Here is a 25,230-nt window from a genome sequence, read left to right on the forward strand (position 1 = left end):
GTGGTGTCCGGCCCCCTCGTTGCCACCGCGCGGGTCATCGCCAGCGGTGTTGCCGCACTGTAACCAGCTGCAGCGGAAAAAGCGTGCTGCAACGCAAAACCCTGCTACGCGCTTGCTGCCGTCGAACGCCACACGTCCACGCCGGACCTGCAGTACTGCGCGATGAACTCCGCCTGCGCCGGCATCTGCGCGGCAGCCTGCTGCACAGGCTGTTGGATCCCCCTCAACAGGGTGCGCAGATCGGCGTCACTCACGGCCCGCGCCAGCGGGTGGGCGGGACCGGGCGCGATGCCCTGCCCAAGCAGCACGCTGGTCCAGGATTCCACGCGGAACAGCTCGCCGGGGTCCTGCCACGCATGTGCACGCTCGCGCCACGCCTGCAGCCGCTGCTGCAGCGATTCGGGCACGCGCATCTCGCGACAGGCCTTCCACATCGGTTCGCTGCGCTGCGTGGCGTGGTAGTGCAGGATGATGAAGTCGCGCACGTGCTCCATTTCCTGCCGGCTGACATCGTTGTACAGCTGCACCAGCGACGCACTGATGCCGTCGAACGGGAACAGCTGGATCAGGCGCACTACCGCGCTGATCGTCAGATGGATGCTGGTCGACTCCAGCGGTTCGATGAAGCCGCTGGCCAGCCCGAGCGACACCACGTTCCTGTTCCAGGCCTTCAGCCGGCGCCCGCTGCGGAACGGCACCTTCCATGGATCGCGCAAAGGTGGAGCCCCGGCATCGCGCAGCAGCTTCGCTGCGGCCTCGTCATCGGACAGGTGGCGGCTGTCATACACCAGCCCGCAGCCAACGCGGTGCTGCAGCGCGATGTGCCAGCGCCACCCCGCTTCGTGGGCGATCGCCCGGGTATAGGGCACCGGCGGCGCCACCGCTTCGGTCTGCACCGCCACGGCGCGGTCGCACGGCAGCCATTCGTGCCAGTCCTCGTAGCCGGTGCCCAGCGTCTGCTCGATCAGCAGGCCACGGAAGCCGGTGCAGTCGATGAACAGATCGCCCTCGATCACCTGGCCGTCGTCCAGTACCAGCGCCTGCACCGAACCATCGTGCACGTGCTGCCTGACCTGGGCGATCCTGCCTTCGATCCGGTGCAGGCCGTGGGCCTCAGCCCTGCGGCGCAGGAACCGCGCATACAGGCTGGCATCGAAATGATACGCATAGCTGGCCTGCGGCTGGGTGTGCAGCGAGAAGCGGTCGCCATGCGATGCGATGCTCTCCAGGCTGAAGTCGCCCAGCTCCGAGGGCATGCCGCGGCGCAGGCTGTCCAGCCAGAAGTGATGGAAGGGTGCCGCCCAGGTGCCGTGGCCGATGGTGCCGAACGGATGGAAGAAGCGTTCCCCCGGCAGGCGCCAGTTCTCGAATGAGATCGACAGCTTGAAGGTGCCGGCCACCGCGCGCAGGAACTCCTGCTCGTCGATCTGCAGGAAGCGATGGAAGGTGCGGATCGGCGGCACGGTGGACTCACCGACGCCGACCGTGCCGATCTGCTCGGACTCGACCAGCGTGATCTGCAGCTGGTCACGGAACTGATGCGCCAGCGCGCAGCCGGCCAGCCATCCCGCCGTACCGCCACCGGCAATGACCACCTTGCGGATGCGCTCTGCAGGCGTGCTCTGGGTATCCAACACGGTGCCCTCTCTCAGCGGTTGAGCCTGCCCAGCAGCATCGCGCGCATGCGGCGGGCGCGCTGCTCGTCGAACGGTGCCAGATCCCCGCGCGCCGTGTCGGGCAGGTGTTGCCCGGCGCGCTCGCCGGGGCCGAATACGTAGTAACGGAAGAGCCCTTCCCAGGCCTGCTTCTCACGCGCTGGCAGGTCACGCACGGACCACATCGCGTGCTGCAGCGCCGCCAGCGGCGACCCCAGCCAGGCCGGCGAGCTTCGCCACCAGTAGTTCACCAGCACGTTGAACGGCTCCAGGCTGCGTACATGGTGCCACCACATGCTGGGAATGAAGATCGCATCGCCGGGTCCAAGTACCGCGCTGCGTGCATGCGCCAGCGCCTCGCGGAAACGTGGATGCCGATCGAAGTCGGGGCGCTCGAAGTCCACCACGCTGACCACCTGTCCGCCCGGCGTGGGATCGAGCGGGCCCGGATACAGGTTGTCGATCTGGGCGGGCGGGAACAGGGTGAACTCACGCCGCCCCACCGCGCAGCAGGCGAGGTTGTCGGGTGTGTCGAAATGGCACGAGGCCGTCACCCGGTTGCCGATCCAGATGCTGGCGGTGGCGTCGATGCCGTGCTTCGCCAGCCCGGCATCGTTGGCCTGCGCGAATGCCGGCAGCAGTGCCCGCGTGATCGGCAGCGAGGCCACGTAATAGGTTGGCGGCCGCGGCGCATGCAGCGTCGCGGCGATCTCTTCCAGCACCTGGGCGAGTACACCGCGCCGCACTTCGAAGTTCAGCTGGGTGAAGTCCGCGCTGTAGAACGGGCGGCCCGCGATCTCGGCGCCGCCGAACGAGTACTGGATGGGCGCACCCGCATCGACGCTGCACAGGTACGCCATCGCGTCACGCACGCCGCCCAGTCCGGCCTGGACCAGTGGCCAACCGCTGGCGATCCCGCGCAGTACGATCGGCTCACCGGCCTCCACCAGGGCGGCCAATGGCAAGGCAGCAGGATCGATGCCTTCCAGGCTCCGTATCGGCAGGCAGGCTTGCACCGGTCAGTTCCTGACCGCCTGCGCGTTGCCGTCCTGGACGCGGAGACGGCGCTGCTTCTCGGCGATCAGGCGGCGCATGTTATGCAGCGAGGCAAGCATCAGGTACGCACCTTCCAGGTAACCGGCGCGGTTCAACGCAGCCAGGCGTGAACTGTCCAGCGACGCCAGGCGCTCGCGGTCGATGCCGTGCAATCCGCTCACGCCCACGCGGTGATGCGGCGCGAGCTGCACATCAAGCGTGACCGGCTGGATGAGGCCACAGTCGTCGAGCATCGTGAACATACTGGCCGCGAAGGCACTGCCCTCGTGGATGCCGCGCAGCACGCCGGCGATGTGGTCCAGGTAAGGCGTGTTTCCACCCTGCGGCAGGAACACCGGCTCACCGGCGCCGGAGGTGACACGCGGATGGTCCAGGTCGACGTGCATCACCGCGTCCTGGGTGAGCAGGCCGTCCACGTAGTGCTCCTGGAAGCCGATCAGGAACGGCCCTTTTGCGGCCGCGCCGGGCAGGTAGGAGGCATTCCAGCGTCCGTCCTGCAGGTACAGGTTCTCGTGCTGCTCGAAACCCAGCAGGGCCACGGACTGCCACGCCCCGGTCCCGGCCTCCCGGCGCAGGAAGATCGGATACTCGCGCTGCAGTTCGGCGAACTCGCTGGGATAGGCCGGCACCATGCCCACCGCATCGCCGAACTGCGGCCCGAATCCGGTGGCGACCCTCAGGTCCCGATGCGCGATGTTGTTGAGCATTTCATAGCGGGCCATCAGGGTATCCAGTCCAGTGCGGGGTGGCTGGTCAGCAGGGTAGCGCAGGCGTGCGACAGGTGCGGCGAGATGGTCCCGGGCGGCACCGCCGCGGACAGCGGTGCCGTGCCGGACGCATCGGCAACCAGGCTCAGAACTTGTAACGGACGCCCAGCATGTAGCGCGGGCTCTGGTCGGCCAGCTTGACGATCATCTGCGAGGTGCGCGAGCGCCACCGCACATCCTCGCCGGTCAGGTTGATCGCCTCCAGGCTGAAGGACCAGTGGTCATCCAGCGCGTAGTTGACGCTGAGATCCCACTGCTCGTACGGCTCCACGTAGTACGGATTGCGGCTGGAACCCTGGTTGGCCAGGATCAGGTACTGGTCGCGCCAGTTCCATGCCAGGCGCACCGACCACCCGTACTTCTCGTACATCAGCATGGCGTTGGCAGTGTCGCTCAGGCCGGTGAGCGAGAACTGGTCGATACCCGGATCGCCGCCATTGTTGTAGCCGACATCACCTTTGACCACGGTGTAGTTGGCCAGCACGCCGAAGCCGGTGTCACCGAAGAAGTACTGGCCGCCCAGTTCCCAGCCATGCAGCTTGGACTTGTTCTGGTTGATCGGGCGATTGACGTTGAACTGGTACAGCGGGTCGTTGGCCTGCCCATACAGATCGTAGGCCGCTTCGGTGGCCAGTACCTGCGCATCGGTGCCGTTGTAGGCGCCCAGGCCAGCTGGATTGTTGCGCAGCAGCGCCAGTGCGGTGAACAGCGAGGTGTCGTTGGCTGAGCAGGCGGCCGCATTGGCCGGCCCGACCTGGGCCACGCAGGCGCCGCTGGTCAGGAAGTCCAACGCCGCCCGCGCATCCGGCCCGGAGGTCGGGTCGGTGAGGCCGTACAGGCTTTCCTGGACGACCGTGTTGCCGATGAAGTTGCTGACCGACTTGTTCCAGTAGGTCAATGACACATAGCTGGCATCGGCGAAGTACCACTCCAGCCCCAGGTCGAGGTTGTCCGATTCCAGCGGCTTCAGGCTCGGGTTCTGCGAATTGCCGCTGGCGCGCGACGACGGATCGATCAGCACCGAGCCGAACGGCTGCTGGGCACCGGGCCCTGCATACAGGTTGCCGTACGGCGCGCGGGCGATGCTCTTGCCGAACGAAACGCGGCCCTTCAGTTCCTCGGTGAGGTCGATGCTGAAATCAAGGTTGGGCAGGATGTAGCTGTACCGCGCCTTCTCGGTGAAGGGCTGCTGCTCATCGGACAGCACGATGCGGAAATCGTTGTTGGCCTGCCACTCGATGGACTCGGGAACGGCAATGACCGAGGTCGACACCACGTCGGTGGTTTCATAGCGCACGCCCAGGCGGGTATTGGTGCGCATGCCGCCCAGCTCCCCGTCCAGCTCCACCTGGAAGTACGCCGCCTTGGTCTTCTCTTCCACGAAGTTGTCGGCCGCGCGTTGCGGGTTCACACCCAGGCCGACGCCGTACTCGCGCGACGCCCATTGCGCGAGCTGCCCGGCATTGCCGCGCCAGGCCGGCCAGCTGTTGGCACTGTAGTCATCGAACAGGCCGACGATGCTGACTGGCTGCAGCAGGTCCATCAGGCCGGCGGCGGTATCCCGGTCCACGTTGGCCACGCCCCAGTCGCCCAGTGTCGAATAGGCCTCGGCGGCCTGGATGCGGTGGGTGGTGGACTTGTTCGTATCCACGCCGAACTGGAAGCGGCCGTGGTCGAAGTTCCATTCGCCGTCGACACGCGCCTGCTTGATCTTGCTGATCTGGGTCTGCGCGTTGACGCGCAGCACCTGGGTGCCGATCTCGCCTTCCTGGAAGCCCGGGTTGACCACGCCATTGGTCCCGGCGATCGCATCGGCAGTACTGGGATACCAGACCTGGGTGCCGACCGGCAGGCCATTGTTGAAGTTCAACTCCTGTACCCAGGAGCCACCGCAATGCGGGCCACGGGTGCAGTTGTTGGTGCCGGCAATGCTCATGAAGATGGAGCCGCCGCCGGTCAGTGGGTCATTGGGGCGGCTTTCATTCTTCGAATTGTGCGCATCGAAGCTGAGCTTGAAACGGTCGCTGACATTCCAGACCGCGTTGAAGCCCAGCGAGCCCAGCTTGTACTCCTGCATGCTGCGCTGCTGTTCCAGCCCGAAGTCCTTGGTGCCGGCGATCTCGCGGATGTAGACCGGGGTGGCGACCGCACCGGAGGTGTCGAATTGGACATTGGTGTAGTTGCTGTTCTGCAGCCACATGCCCTGCTCGCCACGATTCTCGGTGATCTCGTTGGTCGAGTAGGTGTAATCCATCGTCAGGGTCAGGCTGTCCGTCGGTGCGAACTGCAGCACGGCCTGCCCATTGACTCGCTCGCGCTCGAATTCGGAGAACGCGTAGCGCAGGTCGTTGGGCCGCGCATAGAGCTGGCCGACGGCCGGGGCGTTCACCACGGTCGGGTTGCCCGGCATCGACCCCGTCCAGGGCTGCACGTTCCAGTAGTTCTCCGTGGCCTGCACCGAGCCGCCCTTGCGCTTCTGCTGGCTCGCGCTGAGGCTGACGCCAAAGGTCTTTTCCGGATTGCTGTAACTGAAGATGCCCGACAGCTCCGGCGTCAGGTCGTTGTCGAACGGCTGGCTCTGGTCGGAGACCAGCTTTGCCCCGGCATTGGCCACGATGCCGGCGTGGTCGAGCGGGCGCGAGGTCAGGATGTTGATCGTCGCGCCGATGCCACCGCTGGGCACCTGCGCCTGGCTGGTCTTGTAGACCTCGATGCCATTGATGGCCTCGGCGGCCAGCTGCGCGAAATTGAAGGCGCGAGTGCCGCCGTCGACACCGCCGATGGCCACCTGCCCGGAGGCACCGAATGCATCGGCGCCGGGCATCTGGCGACCATTGAGCGTGACCATGTTGAACTGCGGACCAAAGCCACGCGCGGTCACCTGCGCGCCCTCGCCGTCACGGCGCTCGATGGAGATGCCGGTGATGCGCTGCAACGACTCGGCAAGATTGGTATCGGGGAACTTGCCGATGTCCTCGGCGCTGATCGCATCGACCACGCCCGCCGAGTCGCGCTTGATGTCCATGGCCTGGCTCAGGCTGTTGCGTATGCCCGTGACCTGCACTGCATCGAGCTGGGTGGGCTGCGACTGGCTCTGCGGCTGCTGCCCGGTTGCCGTTGCTGCGTCCTGCGCAAACGCAGGATTGATGACCAGGGCGCCACCCACGAAGGTGAACATGGCCCGGGACCGGAACTTCGCCAACGCGCGGCTCATGAACCGGACCTCGGGCCCGGGGTGCCACGGAAACTGCAAGTGCTCATGAAAGTCCCCTCTGACATACGATCGAATGGATGTACCGCCCCCTCCCAGGGGCACGCACGGGCGTGGCCCGCATTCCAAACCGAACAGCACGGCTGCTGGAGCACGCCGCGACTTACACTTGCTTTTCAAGCCTGCCAGGACAAACACGCGGCAAAGAAGGCAGCCCCTGGACCCTGGATCCCCGTCCGACTGGTAGCGCTACCATCGCGTTGCAGCGGAGAGTAATCACCCGGGTTCGCGCTTGTCACCATGCAGCGCAGCAAATCGGCAGCGCGCGTAGCGGCGCTGGAATCACCCCGCTACTGATGACCGGGCTGCTGCTGCATCCGGTCACCGCTCACCCGCCGCAGGAAAGATGCCCGCGCCTGCGGGTCATCCAGAAAGGAACGGACCGTGAACGCTCTCCAGCGCATCGCCGCCGCAGTCGGCTCGCCGTACTCGTTCCGTCCGGCTCCGCCGTTTTCGCCGCCAACGCCGTGATCGTGGACGGAGCAGATGAGCCGTTCACCGTGGCGCTACGCAGGGGCTACCACTCCGGTCCCAGCAGCTTCATCACTTCGGCCTCCAGTTTCTGCGCGGCCTCGTCCTGGGAGGCGACCTTGATGCACAGCCCCGACTGCGCCGGCCCGGGCATCAGCTGGTATCGGTTGATGGTGCCGCCCCCGTCGCCGTCCAGCGCCACGCGCGCCACCACCGTGCGCCCATTGGCGTGGAAGGTCCAGTCCTGGTAATCAAACATGCTTCAGTATCCCGGCGGCCAAGGGGTCATCCCACCTTAGGCGGCACGACAGTGAAGAAGGCTCCAGGAAGTTGTTCAGAGCGCGTGGACATGATGATGGCAGCACCTACTGCAGTGCCCGCGCCAATTGCATGACATCGGCGAAGAAGGACGCGTAGTCGTCCTGTGGGGCGCGGTGGCTCTCGCGCCGATGGATCAGGCGCACTGCGACGACGCGTTGTTCCGGAACGATCATCAGGTATTGGCCCAGGTAGCCGTTGGCGGCAAAGCCGACGACCGGTCCCCGTGTGATGTCGTAGAGATCGGCGAGCTTCAGGCCGCGCGCGGTGATCTGGCTGGCGTAACGTTGCGGCCCGTCTGAGCCCAACCGTTCGGTGAGGAATGCGATCAACTGCCCCCGGCTGTCGAATGTGCGCCCCGCGCTGGCCTGCACGGCGCGGCGCACGTCATCGTCAACGCCGTGCCCGGCCAGCAGGTCATCCAGCCGGGGTTTGAGCTGATAGCGTTCCCACGCTGGTATCCGCCACCACAACAGGCCCACCTCAGGCGAGCGGGCACTTTCAGCAGTGATCAATGCCACTGACCGTTCACTCAACAGTCGTTTGCCATCCGGCGCCACGCCTCCATCCAGCAACAGTTGCCCGATGGCGGCAAGATCGGCGGCGCGCAGGGACAGGCCCGCCATTCCCAGCGGAGTGCCTGCCTCATCCTTCATCCAGGTGTGGTGGGCAATGCCCAGCGGCTTGAACAGGCGCGCATCCAGGTAGGCATCCAGCGGCTCGCCTGCCAGGCGCTCGACAATGCCGGGCAGCAGGTTGGTGGCCTTGTTGTTGTAGGAAAACACGGCGCCCGGGTCGTCACTCAGCTCGGCTGCCAGTGCCAGTTTGACCAGGTCCGGGGCCCCTTCCAGTTCGGCGCCCGCGTTGGCCACGTTCTGCAGGCCGGAGGTGTGGTCCAGCAGCATGCGCACGGTGATGCGGCTCTTCCTGCCCTGTTTCCATTCCGGATAGATCTGGCTGACCGGTACGTCGATCGAAGCCAGCTTGCCTTCGTCCAGCAGCAACGCAATGCCCAGCGCGACGACGGACTTGGTTGCCGACATCAGGTGCACGGATTCCTGCGCGGGGGCGGGCTTCAGCTCAAGCAGCGTGTCCCGGTCATGCATCACGAGCAACGCATCGGAATGCGAAGCACGCGCGTTGCGCTCGATCGTGGCGAGGGCGTCGGCAGGCGGCGTCGCATGGGTGGGCCCCGCGATGCCGATCACGAGGGCCAGGGCGCAGGACAACCAGCAGGACGTTGGCATTGCGTTCTCTTCCAGTGAGTGTGCGTGCAGTGTGACTACAAATGTAGTCACACCGCAGTGCCTGAAGTCATGCCGCGCTTGATTGCCCATCCGCACTGGACGCCGGGTTCGTCACCAACGCGCCCGGCCCCCCCAGCAGTCGCCATGCCAGTGCGCACGGTATGATGCGGCGATCCCGGAACCTGCGATGATTGCAGCGGCCGCCCATCCGCTGATTGCGTGCGCCAGGAGCACCTGCGCCGGGGTCGCTGCCGGTGCCGCTGAAGCCCCCACTCCATGCTTGCCCCCCATTCCCCCCTCGTGATCTGGGCAGCGGTCGCCGTTGCCACCATCGGCCTGCTGTTCCGTCCCTTCCGCATCCCCGAGTATGTGTGGGCGCTGGGTGCTGCCGCCCTGTTGCCGCTGCTGGGCGCGGTATCGCTGCAGACCGCATGGGGCGCGGTAGCCGAAGGCCGCGACGTCTACCTGTTCCTGGTCGGCATGATGGTGCTGGCCGAACTGGCGCGGCGCGAAGGCCTGTTCGATTGGCTGGCGTTGTACGCGGTGCGGCATGCGGGCGGATCGGGGCGACGCCTGTTCGACCTGGTGTTCCTGGTCGGCACGCTGGTGACGGTGTTCCTGTCCAACGATGCAACGGCCGTGGTGCTGACACCGGCGGTCTACGCGGCCTGCAAGGCGGCGCGCGCCAATCCCCTGCCCTACCTGTTCGTCTGCGCCTTCATTGCCAATGCGGCCAGCTTCGTGCTGCCCATCTCCAACCCGGCCAACCTGGTGGTGTACGGCCAGCACATGCCGCCACTGCTGCAGTGGCTGGCGCAGTTCGCGCTGCCGTCGGCGGCGGCGATCGGTGCCACCTACCTGGTGCTGCGCTGGGTACACCGGCGCGAAATCGCGCAGCCGCTGGTCGCCGCACCGGAACATCGCCCGCTGACCGAGGGTGGCCGACTGAGTGCATTGGGCGTGCTGTTCACCGGCAGCGTACTGCTGGTGACGTCCGCGCTGAACGGACCGCTGGGCCTGGCCACGTTCTGCGCCGGCGCGCTGAGCGTGGCGGTCGTGGTGATACGCCAGCGCCATAGCCCGCTGCCGCTGCTGCGGCATGTCGCCTGGGGCGTGCTGCCGCTGGTGGCCGGTCTGTTCGTGCTGGTGGAGGCGGTGGCGCAGACCGGCGTCATCCAGACTGCGGCAAGCGCACTGCAGGCCATGGCGCAGGCTTCTCCCCACCAGGCCAGCTGGCTGGCCGGTGGCGCCGCTGCACTGCTGAGCAACGTAGCCAACAATCTGCCGGTCGGCCTGGCCGCCGGTTCGCTGGGCCAGATGGCTGAACTGCCCGCACAGACCCGTGCCGCACTGCTGATCGGCGTGGACCTGGGCCCGAACCTGTCGGTGACCGGCTCGCTGGCCACGATGCTGTGGCTGGTGGCGCTGCGCCGCGAGGGCGAGCATGTCAGCGCGCTCGACTTCCTGCGCGTCGGCGCGCTGGTGATGCCGCCTGCACTCATCGCTGCGTTGTTGCTGCTGTGACCAGAATGCAGGCGGCGGCCCGGCCCTAGAAGGCCAGCTGCAGACGGGTATTGAAGGTGGTGCCTTCATCCCTGCCCGCAGCACCGCCGCTGCGGTGGCGGGTCTGCCAACGCACGGCTTCGAACATCACCCGGCTGAAATCGTTGAGGTACCAGTTCGCGCCCAGTGTCCACGCGTGACCGGTACCACCACTGGGCAGTTCGGCGTAGTCCACGTCCTCATAGCGGCCCTTCAGCTCCCACGCACCGCTGCCGCCGCGCGTCACCGGATCGGCCACCTTCACCTTGCCCCACGTGCCGGCCTTGCCCGAGTAGGACGGCAGCGCGCCCGCCAGGAACCAGCCGGCCGAGATCGCCCACGCTTCGTGGTCGCGATCATAGCGCCCGCTGGCATCGGCCCCGCGCAGGCTTCGCGTACCCCACTCGCCGGTTGCCCACGCCGGGCCGAAGAAGCCGGCCAGTTCCGCGCCGTAGGCGGTGCTGCGCTCGGCGCCCACCAGCGTGCCCGGTGTGATCCTGACCAGATCGTTGAAATGCCCCGCGATGGCCGAACTGCGCACCACGCCGCTGGCCCCGGCGGGAATCTTCTCGTGGAAGGCCCATGCGCCCAGATGCACCGTGGCGTCGGCGGTGTCCAGCGGATTCCAGTGGACGCGGGTGGCCCAGGTCTGGCTGTCGTTGTCGGTGCCGGCGTTGTTGAGGTCGTTGCCGGCTACCGACAGGCTGGCATGCCAGCCCCTTCCATACACCCGCTCGGTGAGCCCGACACCAAACAGGCCGCGCTGCGGCAGCAGCAGCGTGCCGACCACGTTGCGTTCCTGGAACGGCGTGTTGGAGGTGCTGCTTGAGCCATCGATACCGCGATCGTTCAAGCGGTTGCCCATCGTGAGATCGGCCGGCAGGCCGAACAGCGTGTGGTCCAGCGTGGCGTAGACCGACTTCCACGCCACCGCGTTGTCGGCGAAGTCGCCCTCCACGACCCAGCCCAGGGTGCCGTAGCGCCCCTCGGCCCCCAGGCGCACCGAACGGACCTCGGTACCCGAAACGTTGCGGCCGGCGACCGCCGAACCGTCGGTGCTGGAGGCATCGACGAACAGGCGGCCACGGGGGCGGAACACCGTCGTGCCGTCGGCACTGCTGAACTCCGGTGCACCCTTGGCCCAGGAGACCTTCGGCAGCCTGGACTGGCTGGTTTCCAGTGCGGCCACCCGCGTTTCCAGCGCAGGCGCGGGCGGCGTTGACGGTGCCCCCGCACTGCCCTGCCCGCCCTCGACGGCGCGGAGGCGTGCTTCCAGTTGCTGGATCTGCAGTGCCTGCTGCTGCACCAGGCGTGACAGCTCGGCCTGGCTCAGCGGCGCGGGCAGCGACGACGTGGACTGTGCGTCGGCATGGCCACTGGCCAACAGCAGGCCGAGCGCGGCCGACAGCGCTGCCCGCGGCAGCACGTTGGAATGGTTCATGGGCTCTCTCCGGCCAGCCGGCCCCCTGGCCTGGCGCTGGCCCGTTGCGGTGGTGCGGGGGAAGATCGGGGAAGGAAGCGCGCGCCGCCGGATCGGCCCGGCGGCGCGGCAGGCGGGCTCAGCCCGTCCGGGTCAGCTGGTGGCCTGTGCCTGGGCGTTGGGACGCCAGGTGATCAGCTTGTTCTCGACCACGTCCAGCAGCGCGTCGATGACCAGCACGAAGGCGGCCAGGATGATGATGCCGGCGAACACACCCACAGCGTTGAAGTTGCCTTCTGCCTGCGCGATCAGGTAGCCCAGGCCCGCCGAGGCGCCGAGGTATTCGCCGATGATCGCACCGACCACGGCAAAGCCGACCGAAGTACGCAGCGAAGACAGGATCCAGCTCGCCGCTGCGGGGAAGTAGACATGGCGCAGCAGGTCACTGCGGCTCGCCCCCAGGATGCGGGCATTGGCCAGCACCACCGGATTCACCTCGCGCACGCCCTGCATGGCATTGAAGAACGTGGTGAAGAACACCAGCGTGACCGCCAGCGCCACCTTCGACCACAGCCCCAGGCCCAGCCACAGCACGAAGATCGGCGCCAGCACCACGCGCGGAATCGCGTTGAAGCCCTTGATGAAGGGATCGAGGATGCGTGCCGAGCGGCGGCTCAGGCCGAGCCAGACGCCGCCGGCCACACCCAGGCCGGTGCCGATGATGTAGCCCAGCGCGGTTTCGGTCAGCGTGATGTAGACATGCTGATAGAACGACGTATCGGACAGCCAGGTCCAGGCCTGCTGCACGATGGCGGTTGGCGATGGGAAAAAGAACGGGTCGATCACGCCCAGCGCGATGCCGCCTTCCCAGCCACCGAACACGGCGACCACCAGCGCGAACTGGATGAACTTGTCAGTCTTGGCGTGCATAGCTCTTCTCCACTTCGCCGCGCAGGCAGGCCCAGATGTCGCGGTACAGGTCGGTGAAACGGTCATCCAGCTTGATTTCGGCCACGTTCCTCGGCCGTTCCAGATCCACATCGAAACTGCGCACCACGCGGCTGGCCGGGCCGGAGGACAGCACCACCACGCGGTCGCCCAGGGCGATCGCTTCTTCCAGATCGTGGGTGATCAGGATCACCGAGCGCCGGTCTTCCTGCCACAACCTCAGCAGCTCGTTCTGCATGAGGTGGCGGGTATGGATGTCCAGCGCCGAGAACGGCTCATCCATCAGGATCACCTTCGGCTCGACGATCAACGCCTGGGCCATCTGCACGCGCTTGCGCTGGCCACCGGACAGCTGGTGCGGGTAGCGATGCTCGAAGCCGGCCAGGCCGACCTTGGCCAGCCACGCGTTGGCCTTGGCCTTGCGTTCAGCCTCGGGCACACCACGGAAGCGCAGGCCGAGTTCAACATTCTGGTACGCGGTCTTCCACGGCAGCAGCGCGTCCTGCTGGAACAGGTAGCCGACCGACTCCTGCACGCCGCTGACGGCACGGCCATCGATGCTGACCTGGCCCGACGACGGCTTCAGCAGGCCCGCCACGGAATTGAGGATGGTGCTCTTGCCGCAGCCGGTGGGTCCGACGATGGCAAGGAACTCGCCGTCACCCACCTGGATGTCGACATCGCGTACGGCGGTGAATTCGCCGAAGGACATGGTCACCTTGTTGATGGCGACCATGGTCTGTGCAGGCTCCAGCTGCGGCGCGCCATTGAACTGGCGCACGGTGGCATTGAGGGCCATGGTTTACCTCCGCTTACGGTTGGGCAGCCGGCGCCGCAGCGTTGGCACGCTCGACGAAGGCATTGGTATAGGTCCGGGACAGATCGATATCGGCCTTGGCGACATCCGTGTTGAACTCACGCAGCACCTTCAGCGGTGTTTCCAGATCGGCAGGCGTGAAGTGACCGTCCCGGGTGAAGATCGCGCGCGCGTTCGCCACCGCGCGGGCATAGGTGGCGCGGTCACCGGAGACGTAGCTGTCCGGCAGCGCGGCCACGATGTCTTCAGCACTGTTGTCGGCGATGAACTTCAAGGCCATCTGCTCGGCGCGGGCGATCTTCTCGGCCGCTTCGGGTCGCGTGTCCAGGAAGCTCTGGTTGGCGTACATCACCGAGGTCGGGTACAGGCCGCCATAGACCTGGCGGGCGCCGTCGTCGCTGCGCGCGTCGAGGATGATCCTGCCGACCTTGCGCTCGGTGATCAGGGTGGCGGCAGGATCATAGTTGACCAGCAGGTCGATCTTGCCCTGCTCGAGCGCGGCCACCGCTGCGGCGCCCGAGCCGACGCCGATCAACGAGATGCTGTCGGCCGGAATATCGTGCTGGGCGAGGAAGTGACGGACGAAGAAGTCGGACGAGGAGCCCGGCGCGGTGATCCCGACCTTCTGGCCCTTGATGGTCTCCGGGCGCGCCGGATCGAAGGTGGCATCCTCGCGGCCGGCCATCACCAGGCCGGAGTTGCGCGAGAGCAGTACGAAGGCCACCACGTCCTTGCCCTTGGCCTGCATCTGGATGGTGTGGTCGTAGAAGCCGACGGCCACGTCGGTGGAATTGGCCACCAGCGCCTGCAATACCTTGGAGCCGCCCTGGGCGAAGTTCTCGGTCTTCACCTGCAGGCCGACGTCCTTGAAGTACCCCTTGGCGTCGGCGATGAAGAACGGCAGGTTGTTGAGGTTGTAGGAGCCGACGCTGATGCGTACCGGTGCATTGTCGCCACCGCCGGCGGATGCGCCTTCGCTGCGCCCGCTGTTGCTGCATCCGGCCGCGGCCAGACCGGCCGCGCACAGCGCGGCCAAGAAGAACTGCTTGTACATCATCCCTCCCAGGAGTGAAGCATCTACGTTGTAATGGCGGGCATGCGCGTCTACGCAGGCCCGTCCGGGTTCAGATCATGCCGCTGACGTCCATTGGCGGGCTTGGGTGGCACTGGCCGTGGCGGGCGCGGGCGAAGTCGCGTACACGCGCCCCTCGAACAAGCGGCGTGCGGTGCGGACCACGCTGGCAATCACCGGCGAATCGCCCGAGCTGCGACTGAGGCCCACCTCCAGGGCCCCACTCGGATGTTCGAGGGTAATGCTGCCGGGAACGGACCGGCATCCGACCAAAGTGTGGGCCAGCGTGCCCGGCGTGACGGCGGCGGTGGCCAGGCCGACCGCACCGGTAATGGCCAGTGCGGTGTGGCATTGGTGCGGCATGAAATAGCGCACCTGCAGATCGCCGCCCTGTTGCGGCGCCGACAGCAGCACCGGCTTGGGAATGACCTTGTTGCCGGCGTCGGCGATGCCCATGCGGGCGCCCGCTTCGATGCGCAGCGCTTCCAGCCGGCGCATGAACGCCGCGTCCGCGTTCAGTTCGGCGGGCGAGGCATCACCGCGCACGCCCAGGTCTTCGGCACGCACCAGCATCATCGGCATGGCGCAGTCCACCAGGCTGGCCGGCACGCCATTGATGGTTTCCTGCGCATGCCCGCTGGGCAGCAGCTTGCCGGTGCGGGCGCCCGCCGCATCAAGGAAGGAGAGCCTGACCGGCGCGGCTGAGCCCGGCGCGCCGGCAATGCGCGTATCACCGCGGTAGGCCACAGTGCCGCCCGGCGTTTCCACCGTGGCGATGATCAGCTTGCCGGTGTTGACGTTGTGGATGCGCACCTCGGTCTGCGGATCCTGCGCCTGCACCAGCCCACGCTCGATGGCATACGGGCCCACGGCCGCCAGCATGTTGCCGCAGTTGGGCGAGGTATCCACCACCTGCTGCTCCACCCGGACCTGGGCGAACAGGTAGTCCACGTCGGCGTCCGCCCGGCTCGAGCGGTCGATGATCGCCACCTTGCTGGTCAGTGCGTTGCCACCGCCGATGCCGTCGATCTGCAACGGATGGCCCGAGCCCATCACTTCCAGCAGCAGGCGATCCCGTTCGGCGGTGTCCGCCGGCAGGTCGCTGGCCAGGAAGAACGGGCCCTTGGAGGTGCCGCCGCGCATGAGTACGCAGGGAATGCTGAGCAGATCGTTGGACACACGTGTGCTAGATTGATGCGTATAGGGGATGAATGACCCCTCTGTGATTCGATACTGGCATGACCCTAATTGATCTGTGAATTGCTGATTTTTGGATGATTGATACCCAATGAGCATCAATTGCGAAATCCTGGATCTACGCGCGTTCCTGCTGGTATCGGAGACACGCAGCTTCCATCGCGCCGCTGAAATCCTGCACGTCTCCCAGCCGGCGCTCAGCCGACGGATACAGAAGCTGGAGCAGGCCGTGGGTTCGCCGCTGCTGGAGCGCACCACGCGCAGCGTCAGTACCACCGCTGTCGGCGAGAACCTGCTGCCACTGGTGCGCCGCATGCTGGAGGAATTCGATGGCTCGCTGTTCTCACTGCGCGGCCGGGAGGACACCCGCGGCGCCACCGTGACCATCGCGTGCCTGCCGACGGCGGCGTTCTACTTCCTGCCCAGCGTGATGGCGCGTTTCCACGAAGCACACCCGAACGTGCGCTTCCGCATTCTGGATATCCCGGCCACGGAGGGTCTGCAGGCAGTGGAACGTGGCGAAGTCGAGTTCGGCATCAACTTCATGGGCGCCAACGATCCGAATCTCGACTTCGACGTGCTGGCTGAGGACCCCTTCGTCCTCGCCTGCCGGCGCGATCATCCGCTGGCCCGCAAGCGCAAGGTGGAATGGGCTGATCTGGCCGAGCACCAGCTGATCACCGTGCATCGCACCAGCGGTAACCGCACGCTGCTGGACGGCGCGCTGGCGCGCGAGAACCTCAAGTTGAGCTGGCACTACGAGGTGACGCACCTGTCGACGTCACTGGGCATGGTCGAGGCCGGCATCGGCGTGTCGGTGCTACCGAAGATGGCCACGCCGGACGGGGATCACCCCACCCTGGTGACGCGCGCGATCGGCAACCCGGTAGTGTCGCGCACGATCGGCATCGTCCGCCGACGGGGCGCCCTGCTCTCGCCCACCGCAGAGCGATTCCTTCAGATGCTGATGAGCCAGTGGCGTGGGGAGGCGTGAGCAACCGCGCGGTTCACGCGCTTGTGCTGTCCTGGCTCCAGGCGAATGTGCTGCTGCCACCCATCAATCGGGCCGTCTGCATCGACCATTCCTGCAGAAGCTGCCGCGCGCCTGATTCGCCACCTCGCCCGATTGCCTCCAGCATCCTGTCCAGTCTTCCGCGGATCGCGCTGGACACCGGCAGTGCGAGCAGATTCTTCAGTGCAGCGTCTGCGGCCGGGAAATCGCCCAGGCGAATGGTGGACAGGTACTTCACCCATTGGCAGTAATCGCCCTCGAAACCGGCCTCTTCAACATACATCAGAAGGTCCGCAGCTGTTCTCACCCCTTCGAGCATTGCGAGGTGAGCCTCGTGCGTGCCGCGGAAAAAGTCCTTTGGATCTTCCGGGCAAGCGACCCTCTGGCCGAGAGACATATGCAGGTGTGGCAGGCCGTCATAGACCGGAAGTGCGAAGGTCCATACATAGATGGAGGACGGCGCTGGGTCCATGGCAAACCCGGAGATCACATCGCGCGTGTACGAAACAATCAGAAAGTTGCCAACCACCCGCAACCCAGCCTTCCTGGCGTTCCGTTTCATTGTCCACAGATCAATGGATCTCATGCGTGCGCCCGACGGTTGGCGACGGCATAGGACTTTCAATGTTCAACTGGATGCCCTGCACCATTCGCCTTCCGTCGCGTAGGACAACAAGGGCTCGATCCAGATCGCGCCTTGCAATGGAAATCGATCTCAGACCAAGCGATTGAGCGACCTCGCACTGCGAGAAGAAGATGTCATAGGTCTCCATCAACTCGGCATGAAACAGCTGATTGGGGGCGTTGTCGATCACCCTGGAGAGGTCCGTCATGAAATTCCATGCATCCACGACCTCCCCGGGGTCGACCTCCCGCCCTGAATCTACAGACGAGATCAGCGAGTCGAGGTCAATGACGGACTCTCCTTCCCAGTCCAGGACTCGGCCGCGCGCGGCAACCTGACCCTCCAGCCCTTCCTTGCTGCTATCGCAGACAGGCCTTCCATTGCTGGACATCACCCGATCATGGTCACCTGATACCCAGGCAAACCAGATGATCCGCATTCCCCCTGCAACGCCGACCGGATATATCGCTTCCACTATCGATTCCTGCTCAGATGGTTCCATCCATCCCGGGCTCTCACGGGAGGTACAGCCGCTCCGATGGTAACGCCAAACTCGATTGCCGATGACCTGCGGAGCCTCCAGCGACCGGCACTACCAGGTCAATCAACCTGCGGTTTCCAGCCCCTTCCCCGCCGCATCCGTCCGCAGCGAGGCCAGGTAGCGACAGTACTTGCCCACGAAGACGCCAGTGAACCCGCCGGTCAGCAGCAGGTAGGCGGCGCTGAAGCCGGCACTGGCGGTCAGCGTCGGCGACACCGTAAATGCGACCTCGAAGCCGTACTTCACCAGGAAGGTGACCAGCAGCAGCGGCAGCAGGCTGAAGTCCGCGCTGCGCCAGAGCTTGCCGGTGCTGCGGTCCAGCGTCAGCTTCAATCGACCCAACAGCAGCCAGGCAAGCGCGGCCCCCGTGGCGATGCCGGCCAGCCACTCGCTCCAGGCGATCAGCGACGCGCCGAAACGATGACTGATCGACCACGCACCCCAGACGGCAAACAGGCCGGGCACGATCGCCAGCTTCTGCAGCGAGGTCTGGGCCGGCTTCATGGCGGCAATGCCACGGGTGACCAGGAAGGCCAGGAGCAGCCAGACCCAGATCGGCGTCTGCGAGGCGAGTTGCTGGAGCATGTTCATGAGCGGTCCCCCTGGTGAGTGGTGGCTGAGTGGTGGCGAGGTGTCCTCGCCTTGGCGCTCACTATTCGCTTCCGCCCGGGTTGCAGCCAGTGACAGCTGTCAGCCATCGCGGATGACCCGCCGGCATGCTGCGCGTCCCCGGCAGCGGTCGGGGTGGATTCACCCGGTTCACCCTGAGCGGGCCGGCCCTCGGTCCGCGCTACCATCACCACGACGCCGCTGCGAGCCACGTGCATGTACCACGACCCTGTTCGACGCCGCCTGTGTGCGGCGCTGCTGGCTACCGGCTGCGGCCTGTCAGCACCATCGGCGCTGGCGAGCCGGGCGACGTTGGCGGGATGCGGTTCGCTGACCGCATTGCTGCAGGCCGAACGGCAGCCTGGCATGGCGGCCGTTCTGGTCGATCACGGGCGCATTGCCGCGCTGTCCACGACCGGGCGGCTCAATGACACCCGGCCTGCACCGATTGATCGCCATACCGTGTTCGAACTGGGGTCGATCACCAAGCTGTTCACGGCCCTGCTGATATTCCGGCTCCAGCAGCGGCATCTGCTCGACGTCACCGCGCCCATCGGCGAGTACGTGGAAGGGTTGCCTTCCGTATGGGCATCCACTTCGCTGCTGCAGCTGCTGAGCCATACCTCAGGCATTCCCAACTATCTGAATGAAGACAACTTCCTGCGGTTGATGCCGACGAATCCAGCCCCCCGTGAATTGCTCGCAGAGGTGGCCGAGCGGCCGCTGGCGTTTGCGCCCGGTGCGCGGCACGCCTATTCCAATACGAACTACATCCTGCTCGGCCTGGCCATCGAGCATGCAACCGGCATGGACTACTGGCGGGTTCTGCAGGAGGAGATACTGTCGCCGCTGGGCATGCGCGATGCGGGACCGCGTCGTGCCGACGATCGGCGCCGTGTTGCCCAGGGGCATCTGTTCCAGGATGGCCACTGGCGCGCACCGCCACCCACTGCTCCGGGCTCAGCATGGGCCGCTGGCGGCCTGCTCGCCAGCATCGACGACATGGCGCGCTTTGCTGTGGCGCTGGACCAGCATCGACTGTTGCCCGAGTCGGCCCTGAAGCGGATGTGGTGCGACACACTCCTCGCCAATGGCAGCAAGGCGGGCTGGGGGGCCGGCTGGGAAGTTTCCGATGGCGGAAAGGTAGTCGGCCATGGCGGCGGGACCGCAGGCTTTACCGGGTATCTCCGGCACCGTCCCACCGATCGAAGAACGCTCGTCGTGCTGATCAATCGCGCCGGAGATATCAACCCGCAGGGCATTGCAGAGCGCCTCGACCTGGGCATGCGTGGCTGCAATGGGAGGCTTTCCACCAGGCCGGCGCCTTCGCTGGATCAACCCGGCACCCGGACAACGCGATCCGTGCCATGACGCAGATCATCGGCGCTGGCTGATGGAAATGTGGCGCCGGTACTGCGCCACCCACTCCAACGACGGCGCAATACCGCCGAACGGGAAGAAATGCGGGCTGACCTGGCCATGGGCGCGGGTCAGCCCCTTCACCAGGCAATCGACGAACACCTCCGGCCCTGCCGTGCCGAGCAGCCGGCCGATCGAGATGCCATACCGGGCCAGCATCGATGCACTGGCGCCCACGCCGCACATCGCGGCGTAGCGCAGCAGGCGAGAGACGCTGGCCGGGCCCGGCACGCCGACCAGCACCGGGACGCTGATGCCACGCGCGCGCAGTGCATCCAGCCAGGCCAGCACGGCATCGGCATCGAAGGCGAACTGGGTGACGATCAAGGGGGCCATGCCGCGCGCTTCGATGCTCTGGCATTTACGCTCAAGCGCCTGCCAGCGTTCGTCACTGCTCATTACCGGATGCCCTTCCGGGTGTCCGCCGATACCAACGACCTTGATCCCGGAGTGCTCCAGAAGACCGGTCTGGATGATCGAAGCACTGTCGGCAAACGGTCCGGCGGGCGTGGCCAGGTCGCCCGCGATCAGCAGGCAACGCGCGACCCCGGCGTCGCCGGCCGCACGCTCCAGGAAGCGCGCAAGCGATGCGGCTGACCGGATGCGGCGGGCAGAGAGATGCGGCATCGGCTCGAATCCGAGCGCGCGCACGGTGCGCACGGCGGCCAGGCGGGCGTCGTCATCCTCGCTGGCCAGCCAGGGAATGGAGATGACCGTACCGCGCGGGATCCGATCCGCCTCGGCGCGCAGCGCAGGCATGGCCTTCGCGCTGACTTCCAGTGAAAAGGCGTTGATGAAGGCTTCCGCCCGCAGTGACAGGCCTGCCGACATCAACGCGCTCCGCCCACATTGCCGGCAAGCGGCGAGCTGTTGCGGGCCAGTTCGATGAAGGCCTGCAGGTAGTCGATGCCGGTATCGGCCTCGCGCGCACCCAGGTAGATCTGCTTGGGGATGCCCTTGGCGCCCAGCCGTACGGGCACCACGTCCATGCGCGTGGCGTACTCCTCCACCAGCCAGCGCGGCATGGCAGCCACGCCGCGGCCGCTGGCCACCATCTGCATCATGATGTCGGTGGTTTCGATGGCCTTGTGGCGCCGCGGGGTGATGCCGGCCGGCAGCAGGAACTGGTTGTAGATGTCCAGGCGCTCGAACGGCACCGGGTAGCTGATCAGCACTTCCTGGCCGAGCTGGCGCGGCTTTACGTGGTCCACCTTGGCCAGGGCGTGGTTGCTGGCCACTACCAGCACCTGCTCGTAATCGAACACGGGGATGAACTTCAGGCCCGGCTTCAGCAGTGGATCGGGCGTGACCAGCAGGTCGATCTCGTAACCGAACAATGCGCCGATGCCACCGAACTGGAACTTCTGCTTGACGTCCACATCCACGTCCGGCCACGCCGCCAGGTAGGGAGAGACGATCTTCAGCAGCCACTGGTAGCACGGATGGCATTCCATGCCGATGCGCAGCGCGCCGCGCTCGCCCTGCGCGAACTGGCCCAACCGCTCCTCGGCCAGGTCCAGCTGCGGCAGTACCCGGTTGGCGACCGCCAGCAGGTACTGCCCGGCCTGGGTCAGGCGCAGGCTGCGGCCTTCGCGCAGCCAGACATCGGTGCCCAGCTGCTGCTCCAGCTTTTTCATGCTGTGGCTGAGCGCCGACTGGGTCAGGTTGAGCACGCCGGCGGCCGCGGTGAGCGAGCCCTGCTGTTCGACCTGCTGCACGATGCTGAGGTGGATCCGCTCCAACATGACGATGAATCTCATTCATGGATTGGTGAAGTAATACCATTTTACGTCATGGAAGGGCATGGCTAGGATCGGGTCATGCCTTCGGTTGCCTGCCAGCCTGCTGACCCAGCCGGCCTGCGGGGCTGCGCACCTGCAGATGCCCGAAGGCGCTCCCCTCCCCCGCTGATAGCGAACAGATGACCCGCCCCCTCCGTATCGTCGCCGTTTCCGGCGGACTGCAACGCCCCTCCAGGGCCGCCGCCCTGGCCGAGCATCTGCTGGACCTGATCGGCGAGGACATCCACAGCGAACAGCAGCTGATCGAACTCGGTGAGCTGGCACCGCAGCTGGCCGGTGCGCTGTGGCGCTCGCAGCTGCCCGAGGCCGTGGAGCGGCAGCTGGTTGCGGTTGAACAGGCCGACGTCCTGGTGGTGGCCACGCCGGTCTACCGCGGCTCCTACACCGGCCTGTTCAAGCACTTCTTCGACTTCATCGACCAGGATGCGCTGGTCGACACCCCGATCCTGCTGGCCGCCACCGGCGGCAGCGAGCGCCATGCCCTCGTGATCGACCACCAGCTGCGCCCGCTCTTCAGCTTCTTCCAGGCCCGCACCCTGCCCCTGGGCGTCTACGCCACCGACCGCGATTTCGCCGAGGGCCGCGTGCACAACGACGCACTGATCCAGCGTGCGCGACTGGCCGTGCAGCGGGCGATGCCCCTGCTGGCGCTGTCCCATCGCGCCGCGCCTCCCGCTACCGCAGAGGCCACCGCAACGCTTTGAATGCCAGACGCCGCCGACCTGCATCTGGATGTCACCCCGCAACCCGGAACGCCGCCATGACGACCGATACCTTCACCTTCAGCATCACGCGCATCCCCTTCAACGAGGATTACCAGCCGGCCGAGGGCACGCGCATCACCACCAACTTCGCCAACCTGGCCCGTGGCGCGTCGCGGCGGGAGAACCTGCGCAACACGATCAGCATGATCAACAACCGCTTCAACGACCTGGCACATTGGGACAACCCGAATGCGGACCGCTATGCGGTCGAGCTGGACATCATCTCCGTGGAGATGCACATCGACGGCGCCGACGGCAGCGATCCGTTCCCGTTGATCGAAGTGCTGCGGCCGACCATCGTCGATACGCAGACCGGCGTGCGTAGCGAGGGCATCGTTGGCAACAACTTCTCGTCCTACGTGCGCGACTACGACTTCAGCGTCGTGCTGCCGGCCAGCAACGAGGGCAAGGACACCTTCGGCATTCCGGAGGGCTTTGGCGACCTGCACGGCAAGCTGTTCCAGCACTTCCTGCGCTCGGACGCCTACCGCGCCAACTTCAGCAAGGGGCCGGTGATCTGCATCAGTGTTTCCAGCAGCAGGACCTACCACCGCACCGAGAACCATCACCCGATCCTGGGCGTGGAATACCGCCAGGGTGAGTTCTCCCCCACCGACCAGTACTTCGACAAGATGGGCCTGCAGGTGCGCTATTTCATGCCACCGGGCAGCGTCGCGCCGCTGGCGTTCTACTTCCAGGGCGACCTGCTGGGCGATTACTCGAACCTGGAACTGATCGGCACCATCAGCACCATGGAAGCCTTCCAGAAGATCTACCGCCCGGAGATCTACAACGCCAATTCCGTGGCCGGCAAGGTCTACCAGCCCAGCCTGAAGCACCAGGACTACTCCTCCACCCGCATCGTCTACGACCGCGAAGAGCGCAGCCAGCTGGCGGTCAAGCAGGGCAGGTTCACCGAAGAGCACTTCATCAAGCCGTACCGCGCCGTGCTTGAGCAGTGGGCCGCCCGCTGATCCATCGATTTACCAACCGCCCCAGGACACACGACACAATGCCGACGAAGACGCTGCTCCCCACCTCCACCGCAGGCAGCCTGCCCAAACCCTCCTGGCTGGCAGAGCCCGAAACACTCTGGTCACCCTGGAAGCTGCAGGACGAAGCCCTGCTTGAAGGCAAGCAGGACGCCCTTCGTCTGTCCCTGCAGGAACAGCAGCACGCCGGCATTGATATCGTCAGCGACGGCGAGCAGACCCGGCAGCATTTCGTCACCACCTTCATCGAGCATCTCAGCGGCGTCGACTTCGAGAAGCGCGAAACCGTGCGCATCCGCAACCGCTACGACGCCAGCGTGCCGACCGTGGTTGGCGCGGTGAGCCGCCCGAAGCCGGTGTTCGTGGAGGATGCGAAGTTCCTGCGCCGCCAGACCACGCAGCCGATCAAGTGGGCGCTGCCGGGCCCGATGACGATGATCGACACGCTGTACGACGCGCACTACAGGAGCCGCGAGAAGCTGGCCTGGGAGTTCGCGAAGATCCTCAATGAGGAAGCGAAGGAACTGGAGGCCGCCGGCGTTGACATCATCCAGTTCGATGAGCCGGCCTTCAATGTGTTCTTCGACGAGGTGAACGACTGGGGCGTGGCCGCCCTGGAGCGTGCGATCGAAGGGCTGAAGTGCGAGACGGCGGTGCACATCTGCTACGGCTACGGCATCAAGGCCAACACCGACTGGAAGCAGACGCTGGGTTCGGAATGGCGCCAGTACGAGGAGTCGTTCCCGAAGCTGCAGACCTCCAGCCTCGACATCATCTCGCTGGAATGCCACAACTCCCATGTGCCGATCGACCTGATCGAGCTGGTGCGCGGCAAGAAGGTGATGGTCGGTGCCATCGACGTGGCCTCCACCACGGTGGAAACCCCGGAGGACGTGGCCAACACCCTGCGCAGGGCGCTGCAGTTCGTGGACGCCGACAAGCTCTACCCGAGCACCAACTGTGGCATGGCGCCACTGGCGCGCGACGTGGCCAGGGGCAAGCTGCGCGCACTCAGCGCGGGGGCGAGGATCGTGCGCGAAGAACTCTCGGCATAACCCTGGCTGGGGAGGAATTGCCGTTCGAATGTCGGTTTGACGGAGCCTGGCCGGGTATCGACCAGGCTCCACCCCGCCCCTGCACTTCCGGTCGGGTCTTCATCGCGGGCTGTCGCGGCGCCAGTGCCTGCTTGATCCGTACCACCTCCCCCGCCCCGGCCTCGGCCAGGCGGCGGGCCTGCTGCCGTTGTTCCCGCGAAAGCGCGGGCGACGGCGCAGCGCCTGCTTCCGGCGCTACGTCCACCAGGCGTGCCACTGCCTCGCGCAGCCGCAGCTGTGGGCAGAGCCGCGCAGCACACCAGCGCTCGGCGTAGCGCCTGGCCTGCCGCACATTCGTGGCGGCCACCACCTTGGTCTGGGACATCCTGCGTGCATCCAGGTAGACCCGGAAGCCAAGTTCGGCATGCGGCACGATGTTGGCCACCGAGCGCCCGTTCCACCACAGGTCCCAGCGCTCGCCGCTCCGCACCCAGCCGGAGGGCCGGGTGACCGTCATGAACTCTGGAAGATCGAAGGGAGAACTCATGCCGGGAAGGATACGAGCGCCCGTCGCACTGGCTGAGATCCGCACCGTGCGCTTGTTCGAGACCATGAATCGTTAAGGCGCGCTTGCTTCCGCTACGCCTGCTC

General features: G+C 66.1%; 23 protein-coding genes. 6 read left to right on the forward strand and 17 right to left on the reverse strand.

Annotated features, from left to right (window positions below; all coding sequences use genetic code 11):
- Positions 1 to 104 precede the first annotated feature (104 nt).
- The 6 genes from AC5P98_RS18550 to AC5P98_RS18575 all read right to left on the reverse strand — a co-directional run bounded on the left by AC5P98_RS18550 (position 105) and on the right by AC5P98_RS18575 (position 8,785).
- Positions 105 to 1,637, reverse strand: coding sequence for a tryptophan halogenase family protein (locus tag AC5P98_RS18550; protein ID WP_049406260.1), 1,533 nt, complete (start codon positions 1,635 to 1,637; stop codon positions 105 to 107).
- 11 nt (positions 1,638 to 1,648) lie between these two features.
- Positions 1,649 to 2,671 carry a cupin-like domain-containing protein gene (locus tag AC5P98_RS18555; protein WP_262085293.1) on the reverse strand — a complete coding sequence of 341 codons (1,023 nt, stop codon included), beginning with the start codon at positions 2,669 to 2,671 and terminating at the stop codon, positions 1,649 to 1,651.
- 3 nt (positions 2,672 to 2,674) lie between these two features.
- Positions 2,675 to 3,433 carry a SapC family protein gene (locus AC5P98_RS18560; RefSeq protein ID WP_049406265.1) on the reverse strand — a complete coding sequence of 253 codons (759 nt, stop codon included), beginning with the start codon at positions 3,431 to 3,433 and terminating at the stop codon, positions 2,675 to 2,677.
- A 130-nt stretch (positions 3,434 to 3,563) separates the two neighbouring features.
- Positions 3,564 to 6,692 carry a TonB-dependent receptor gene (locus AC5P98_RS18565; RefSeq protein ID WP_099475897.1) on the reverse strand — a complete coding sequence of 1,043 codons (3,129 nt, stop codon included), beginning with the start codon at positions 6,690 to 6,692 and terminating at the stop codon, positions 3,564 to 3,566.
- A gap of 574 nt (positions 6,693 to 7,266) precedes the next feature.
- Complete coding sequence (locus tag AC5P98_RS18570; protein ID WP_046430752.1) at positions 7,267 to 7,479, reverse strand: hypothetical protein; 213 nt, start codon at positions 7,477 to 7,479, stop codon at positions 7,267 to 7,269.
- A gap of 106 nt (positions 7,480 to 7,585) precedes the next feature.
- Positions 7,586 to 8,785, reverse strand: coding sequence for a serine hydrolase domain-containing protein (locus tag AC5P98_RS18575; RefSeq protein WP_495230145.1), 1,200 nt, complete (start codon positions 8,783 to 8,785; stop codon positions 7,586 to 7,588).
- Positions 8,786 to 9,061: 276 nt separating this feature from the next.
- Between AC5P98_RS18575 and AC5P98_RS18580 the strand changes: the two genes are divergently transcribed.
- On the forward strand, positions 9,062 to 10,309 hold the full coding sequence (locus tag AC5P98_RS18580; protein ID WP_041863460.1) for an arsenic transporter: 1,248 nt from the start codon (positions 9,062 to 9,064) through the stop codon (positions 10,307 to 10,309).
- A gap of 25 nt (positions 10,310 to 10,334) precedes the next feature.
- Here AC5P98_RS18580 and AC5P98_RS18585 read toward each other — a convergent pair whose 3' ends face one another.
- The 5 genes from AC5P98_RS18585 to AC5P98_RS18605 form a co-directional block, all read right to left on the reverse strand.
- Positions 10,335 to 11,768: an OprO/OprP family phosphate-selective porin gene (locus AC5P98_RS18585; protein WP_049406270.1), complete on the reverse strand. Its 1,434-nt coding sequence runs from the start codon at positions 11,766 to 11,768 to the stop codon at positions 10,335 to 10,337.
- A gap of 132 nt (positions 11,769 to 11,900) precedes the next feature.
- Positions 11,901 to 12,677, reverse strand: a complete 777-nt coding sequence (locus AC5P98_RS18590; RefSeq protein WP_049406272.1) for an ABC transporter permease — start codon at positions 12,675 to 12,677, stop codon at positions 11,901 to 11,903.
- Positions 12,661 to 13,494: an ABC transporter ATP-binding protein gene (locus tag AC5P98_RS18595; protein WP_014647218.1), complete on the reverse strand. Its 834-nt coding sequence runs from the start codon at positions 13,492 to 13,494 to the stop codon at positions 12,661 to 12,663. The genes AC5P98_RS18590 and AC5P98_RS18595 overlap by 17 nt, the downstream gene beginning before the upstream one ends.
- Positions 13,495 to 13,507: 13 nt before the next feature.
- Positions 13,508 to 14,566, reverse strand: a complete 1,059-nt coding sequence (locus AC5P98_RS18600; protein WP_053451558.1) for an ABC transporter substrate-binding protein — start codon at positions 14,564 to 14,566, stop codon at positions 13,508 to 13,510.
- Between the two features lie 75 nt (positions 14,567 to 14,641).
- Entirely contained in the window at positions 14,642 to 15,763 is a 1,122-nt protein-coding gene (locus tag AC5P98_RS18605; protein WP_014647220.1) for a 4-oxalomesaconate tautomerase, read from the reverse strand.
- Between the two features lie 109 nt (positions 15,764 to 15,872).
- Between AC5P98_RS18605 and AC5P98_RS18610 the strand changes: the two genes are divergently transcribed.
- Complete coding sequence (locus AC5P98_RS18610) at positions 15,873 to 16,775, forward strand: LysR family transcriptional regulator (RefSeq protein ID WP_010485668.1); 903 nt, start codon at positions 15,873 to 15,875, stop codon at positions 16,773 to 16,775.
- Positions 16,776 to 16,788: 13 nt separating this feature from the next.
- Here the strand turns inward: AC5P98_RS18610 and AC5P98_RS18615 are convergent, their stop codons facing one another.
- From AC5P98_RS18615 to AC5P98_RS18625, 3 genes are all read right to left on the reverse strand, one after another.
- On the reverse strand, positions 16,789 to 17,355 hold the full coding sequence (locus AC5P98_RS18615; protein ID WP_032958916.1) for a hypothetical protein: 567 nt from the start codon (positions 17,353 to 17,355) through the stop codon (positions 16,789 to 16,791).
- 10 nt (positions 17,356 to 17,365) lie between these two features.
- Positions 17,366 to 17,893 (reverse strand): hypothetical protein, encoded by a 528-nt coding sequence (locus tag AC5P98_RS18620; protein ID WP_187143981.1) that lies wholly within the window; start codon positions 17,891 to 17,893, stop codon positions 17,366 to 17,368.
- 129 nt (positions 17,894 to 18,022) lie between these two features.
- Positions 18,023 to 18,550 (reverse strand): DUF6622 family protein, encoded by a 528-nt coding sequence (locus AC5P98_RS18625; protein WP_049406278.1) that lies wholly within the window; start codon positions 18,548 to 18,550, stop codon positions 18,023 to 18,025.
- Between the two features lie 234 nt (positions 18,551 to 18,784).
- On the opposite strand from AC5P98_RS18625, the gene AC5P98_RS18630 reads away from it, so the two are divergent.
- The gene (locus AC5P98_RS18630; protein ID WP_080354520.1) at positions 18,785 to 19,939 is read left to right on the forward strand and encodes a serine hydrolase domain-containing protein; all 1,155 of its coding nucleotides are present in this window, start codon (positions 18,785 to 18,787) and stop codon (positions 19,937 to 19,939) included.
- A gap of 6 nt (positions 19,940 to 19,945) precedes the next feature.
- Here the strand turns inward: AC5P98_RS18630 and AC5P98_RS18635 are convergent, their stop codons facing one another.
- Both AC5P98_RS18635 and AC5P98_RS18640 read right to left on the reverse strand, forming a co-directional pair.
- Complete coding sequence (locus AC5P98_RS18635; protein ID WP_049406282.1) at positions 19,946 to 20,818, reverse strand: methylenetetrahydrofolate reductase; 873 nt, start codon at positions 20,816 to 20,818, stop codon at positions 19,946 to 19,948.
- Positions 20,818 to 21,732, reverse strand: coding sequence for a LysR family transcriptional regulator (locus tag AC5P98_RS18640; RefSeq protein ID WP_032958925.1), 915 nt, complete (start codon positions 21,730 to 21,732; stop codon positions 20,818 to 20,820). The genes AC5P98_RS18635 and AC5P98_RS18640 overlap by 1 nt, the downstream gene beginning before the upstream one ends.
- 176 nt (positions 21,733 to 21,908) lie before the next feature.
- On the opposite strand from AC5P98_RS18640, the gene msuE reads away from it, so the two are divergent.
- From msuE to AC5P98_RS18655, 3 genes are read left to right on the forward strand one after another with little or no spacing between them, the layout of a single operon-like run.
- The gene (gene msuE / locus AC5P98_RS18645) at positions 21,909 to 22,493 is read left to right on the forward strand and encodes an FMN reductase (protein ID WP_041863466.1); all 585 of its coding nucleotides are present in this window, start codon (positions 21,909 to 21,911) and stop codon (positions 22,491 to 22,493) included.
- Between the two features lie 56 nt (positions 22,494 to 22,549).
- On the forward strand, positions 22,550 to 23,527 hold the full coding sequence (locus AC5P98_RS18650) for a DUF1852 domain-containing protein (protein ID WP_049406286.1): 978 nt from the start codon (positions 22,550 to 22,552) through the stop codon (positions 23,525 to 23,527).
- 38 nt (positions 23,528 to 23,565) lie between these two features.
- Positions 23,566 to 24,600 carry a methionine synthase gene (locus tag AC5P98_RS18655; RefSeq protein ID WP_014647229.1) on the forward strand — a complete coding sequence of 345 codons (1,035 nt, stop codon included), beginning with the start codon at positions 23,566 to 23,568 and terminating at the stop codon, positions 24,598 to 24,600.
- Here AC5P98_RS18655 and AC5P98_RS18660 read toward each other — a convergent pair.
- Positions 24,557 to 25,192 carry a hypothetical protein gene (locus AC5P98_RS18660; RefSeq protein WP_080354521.1) on the reverse strand — a complete coding sequence of 212 codons (636 nt, stop codon included), beginning with the start codon at positions 25,190 to 25,192 and terminating at the stop codon, positions 24,557 to 24,559. The two genes, AC5P98_RS18655 and AC5P98_RS18660, sit on opposite strands and share 44 nt — an antisense overlap.
- Between the last annotated feature and the right edge of the window lie 38 nt (positions 25,193 to 25,230).

The sequence above is a fragment of the Stenotrophomonas sp. YJH_SMC_135 genome (assembly GCF_059372355.1).

Coding starts and splice junctions, on each gene's coding strand:
- AC5P98_RS18570 (WP_046430752.1), bottom strand. CDS start 7,479: ATGTTTGATTACCAGGACTGGACCTTCCACGCCAATGGGCGCACGGTG.
- AC5P98_RS18625 (WP_049406278.1), bottom strand. CDS start 18,550: ATGAACATGCTCCAGCAACTCGCCTCGCAGACGCCGATCTGGGTCTGG.
- AC5P98_RS18660 (WP_080354521.1), bottom strand. CDS start 25,192: ATGGTCTCGAACAAGCGCACGGTGCGGATCTCAGCCAGTGCGACGGGC.
- msuE (WP_041863466.1), top strand. CDS start 21,909: ATGACCCGCCCCCTCCGTATCGTCGCCGTTTCCGGCGGACTGCAACGC.
- AC5P98_RS18575 (WP_495230145.1), bottom strand. CDS start 8,785: ATGCCAACGTCCTGCTGGTTGTCCTGCGCCCTGGCCCTCGTGATCGGC.
- AC5P98_RS18630 (WP_080354520.1), top strand. CDS start 18,785: ATGTACCACGACCCTGTTCGACGCCGCCTGTGTGCGGCGCTGCTGGCT.
- AC5P98_RS18565 (WP_099475897.1), bottom strand. CDS start 6,692: ATGAGCCGCGCGTTGGCGAAGTTCCGGTCCCGGGCCATGTTCACCTTC.
- AC5P98_RS18590 (WP_049406272.1), bottom strand. CDS start 12,677: ATGCACGCCAAGACTGACAAGTTCATCCAGTTCGCGCTGGTGGTCGCC.
- AC5P98_RS18580 (WP_041863460.1), top strand. CDS start 9,062: ATGCTTGCCCCCCATTCCCCCCTCGTGATCTGGGCAGCGGTCGCCGTT.
- AC5P98_RS18595 (WP_014647218.1), bottom strand. CDS start 13,494: ATGGCCCTCAATGCCACCGTGCGCCAGTTCAATGGCGCGCCGCAGCTG.
- AC5P98_RS18585 (WP_049406270.1), bottom strand. CDS start 11,768: ATGAACCATTCCAACGTGCTGCCGCGGGCAGCGCTGTCGGCCGCGCTC.
- AC5P98_RS18650 (WP_049406286.1), top strand. CDS start 22,550: ATGACGACCGATACCTTCACCTTCAGCATCACGCGCATCCCCTTCAAC.
- AC5P98_RS18615 (WP_032958916.1), bottom strand. CDS start 17,355: ATGAAACGGAACGCCAGGAAGGCTGGGTTGCGGGTGGTTGGCAACTTT.
- AC5P98_RS18610 (WP_010485668.1), top strand. CDS start 15,873: ATGAGCATCAATTGCGAAATCCTGGATCTACGCGCGTTCCTGCTGGTA.
- AC5P98_RS18600 (WP_053451558.1), bottom strand. CDS start 14,566: ATGTACAAGCAGTTCTTCTTGGCCGCGCTGTGCGCGGCCGGTCTGGCC.
- AC5P98_RS18635 (WP_049406282.1), bottom strand. CDS start 20,818: ATGTCGGCAGGCCTGTCACTGCGGGCGGAAGCCTTCATCAACGCCTTT.
- AC5P98_RS18560 (WP_049406265.1), bottom strand. CDS start 3,433: ATGGCCCGCTATGAAATGCTCAACAACATCGCGCATCGGGACCTGAGG.
- AC5P98_RS18655 (WP_014647229.1), top strand. CDS start 23,566: ATGCCGACGAAGACGCTGCTCCCCACCTCCACCGCAGGCAGCCTGCCC.
- AC5P98_RS18640 (WP_032958925.1), bottom strand. CDS start 21,732: ATGTTGGAGCGGATCCACCTCAGCATCGTGCAGCAGGTCGAACAGCAG.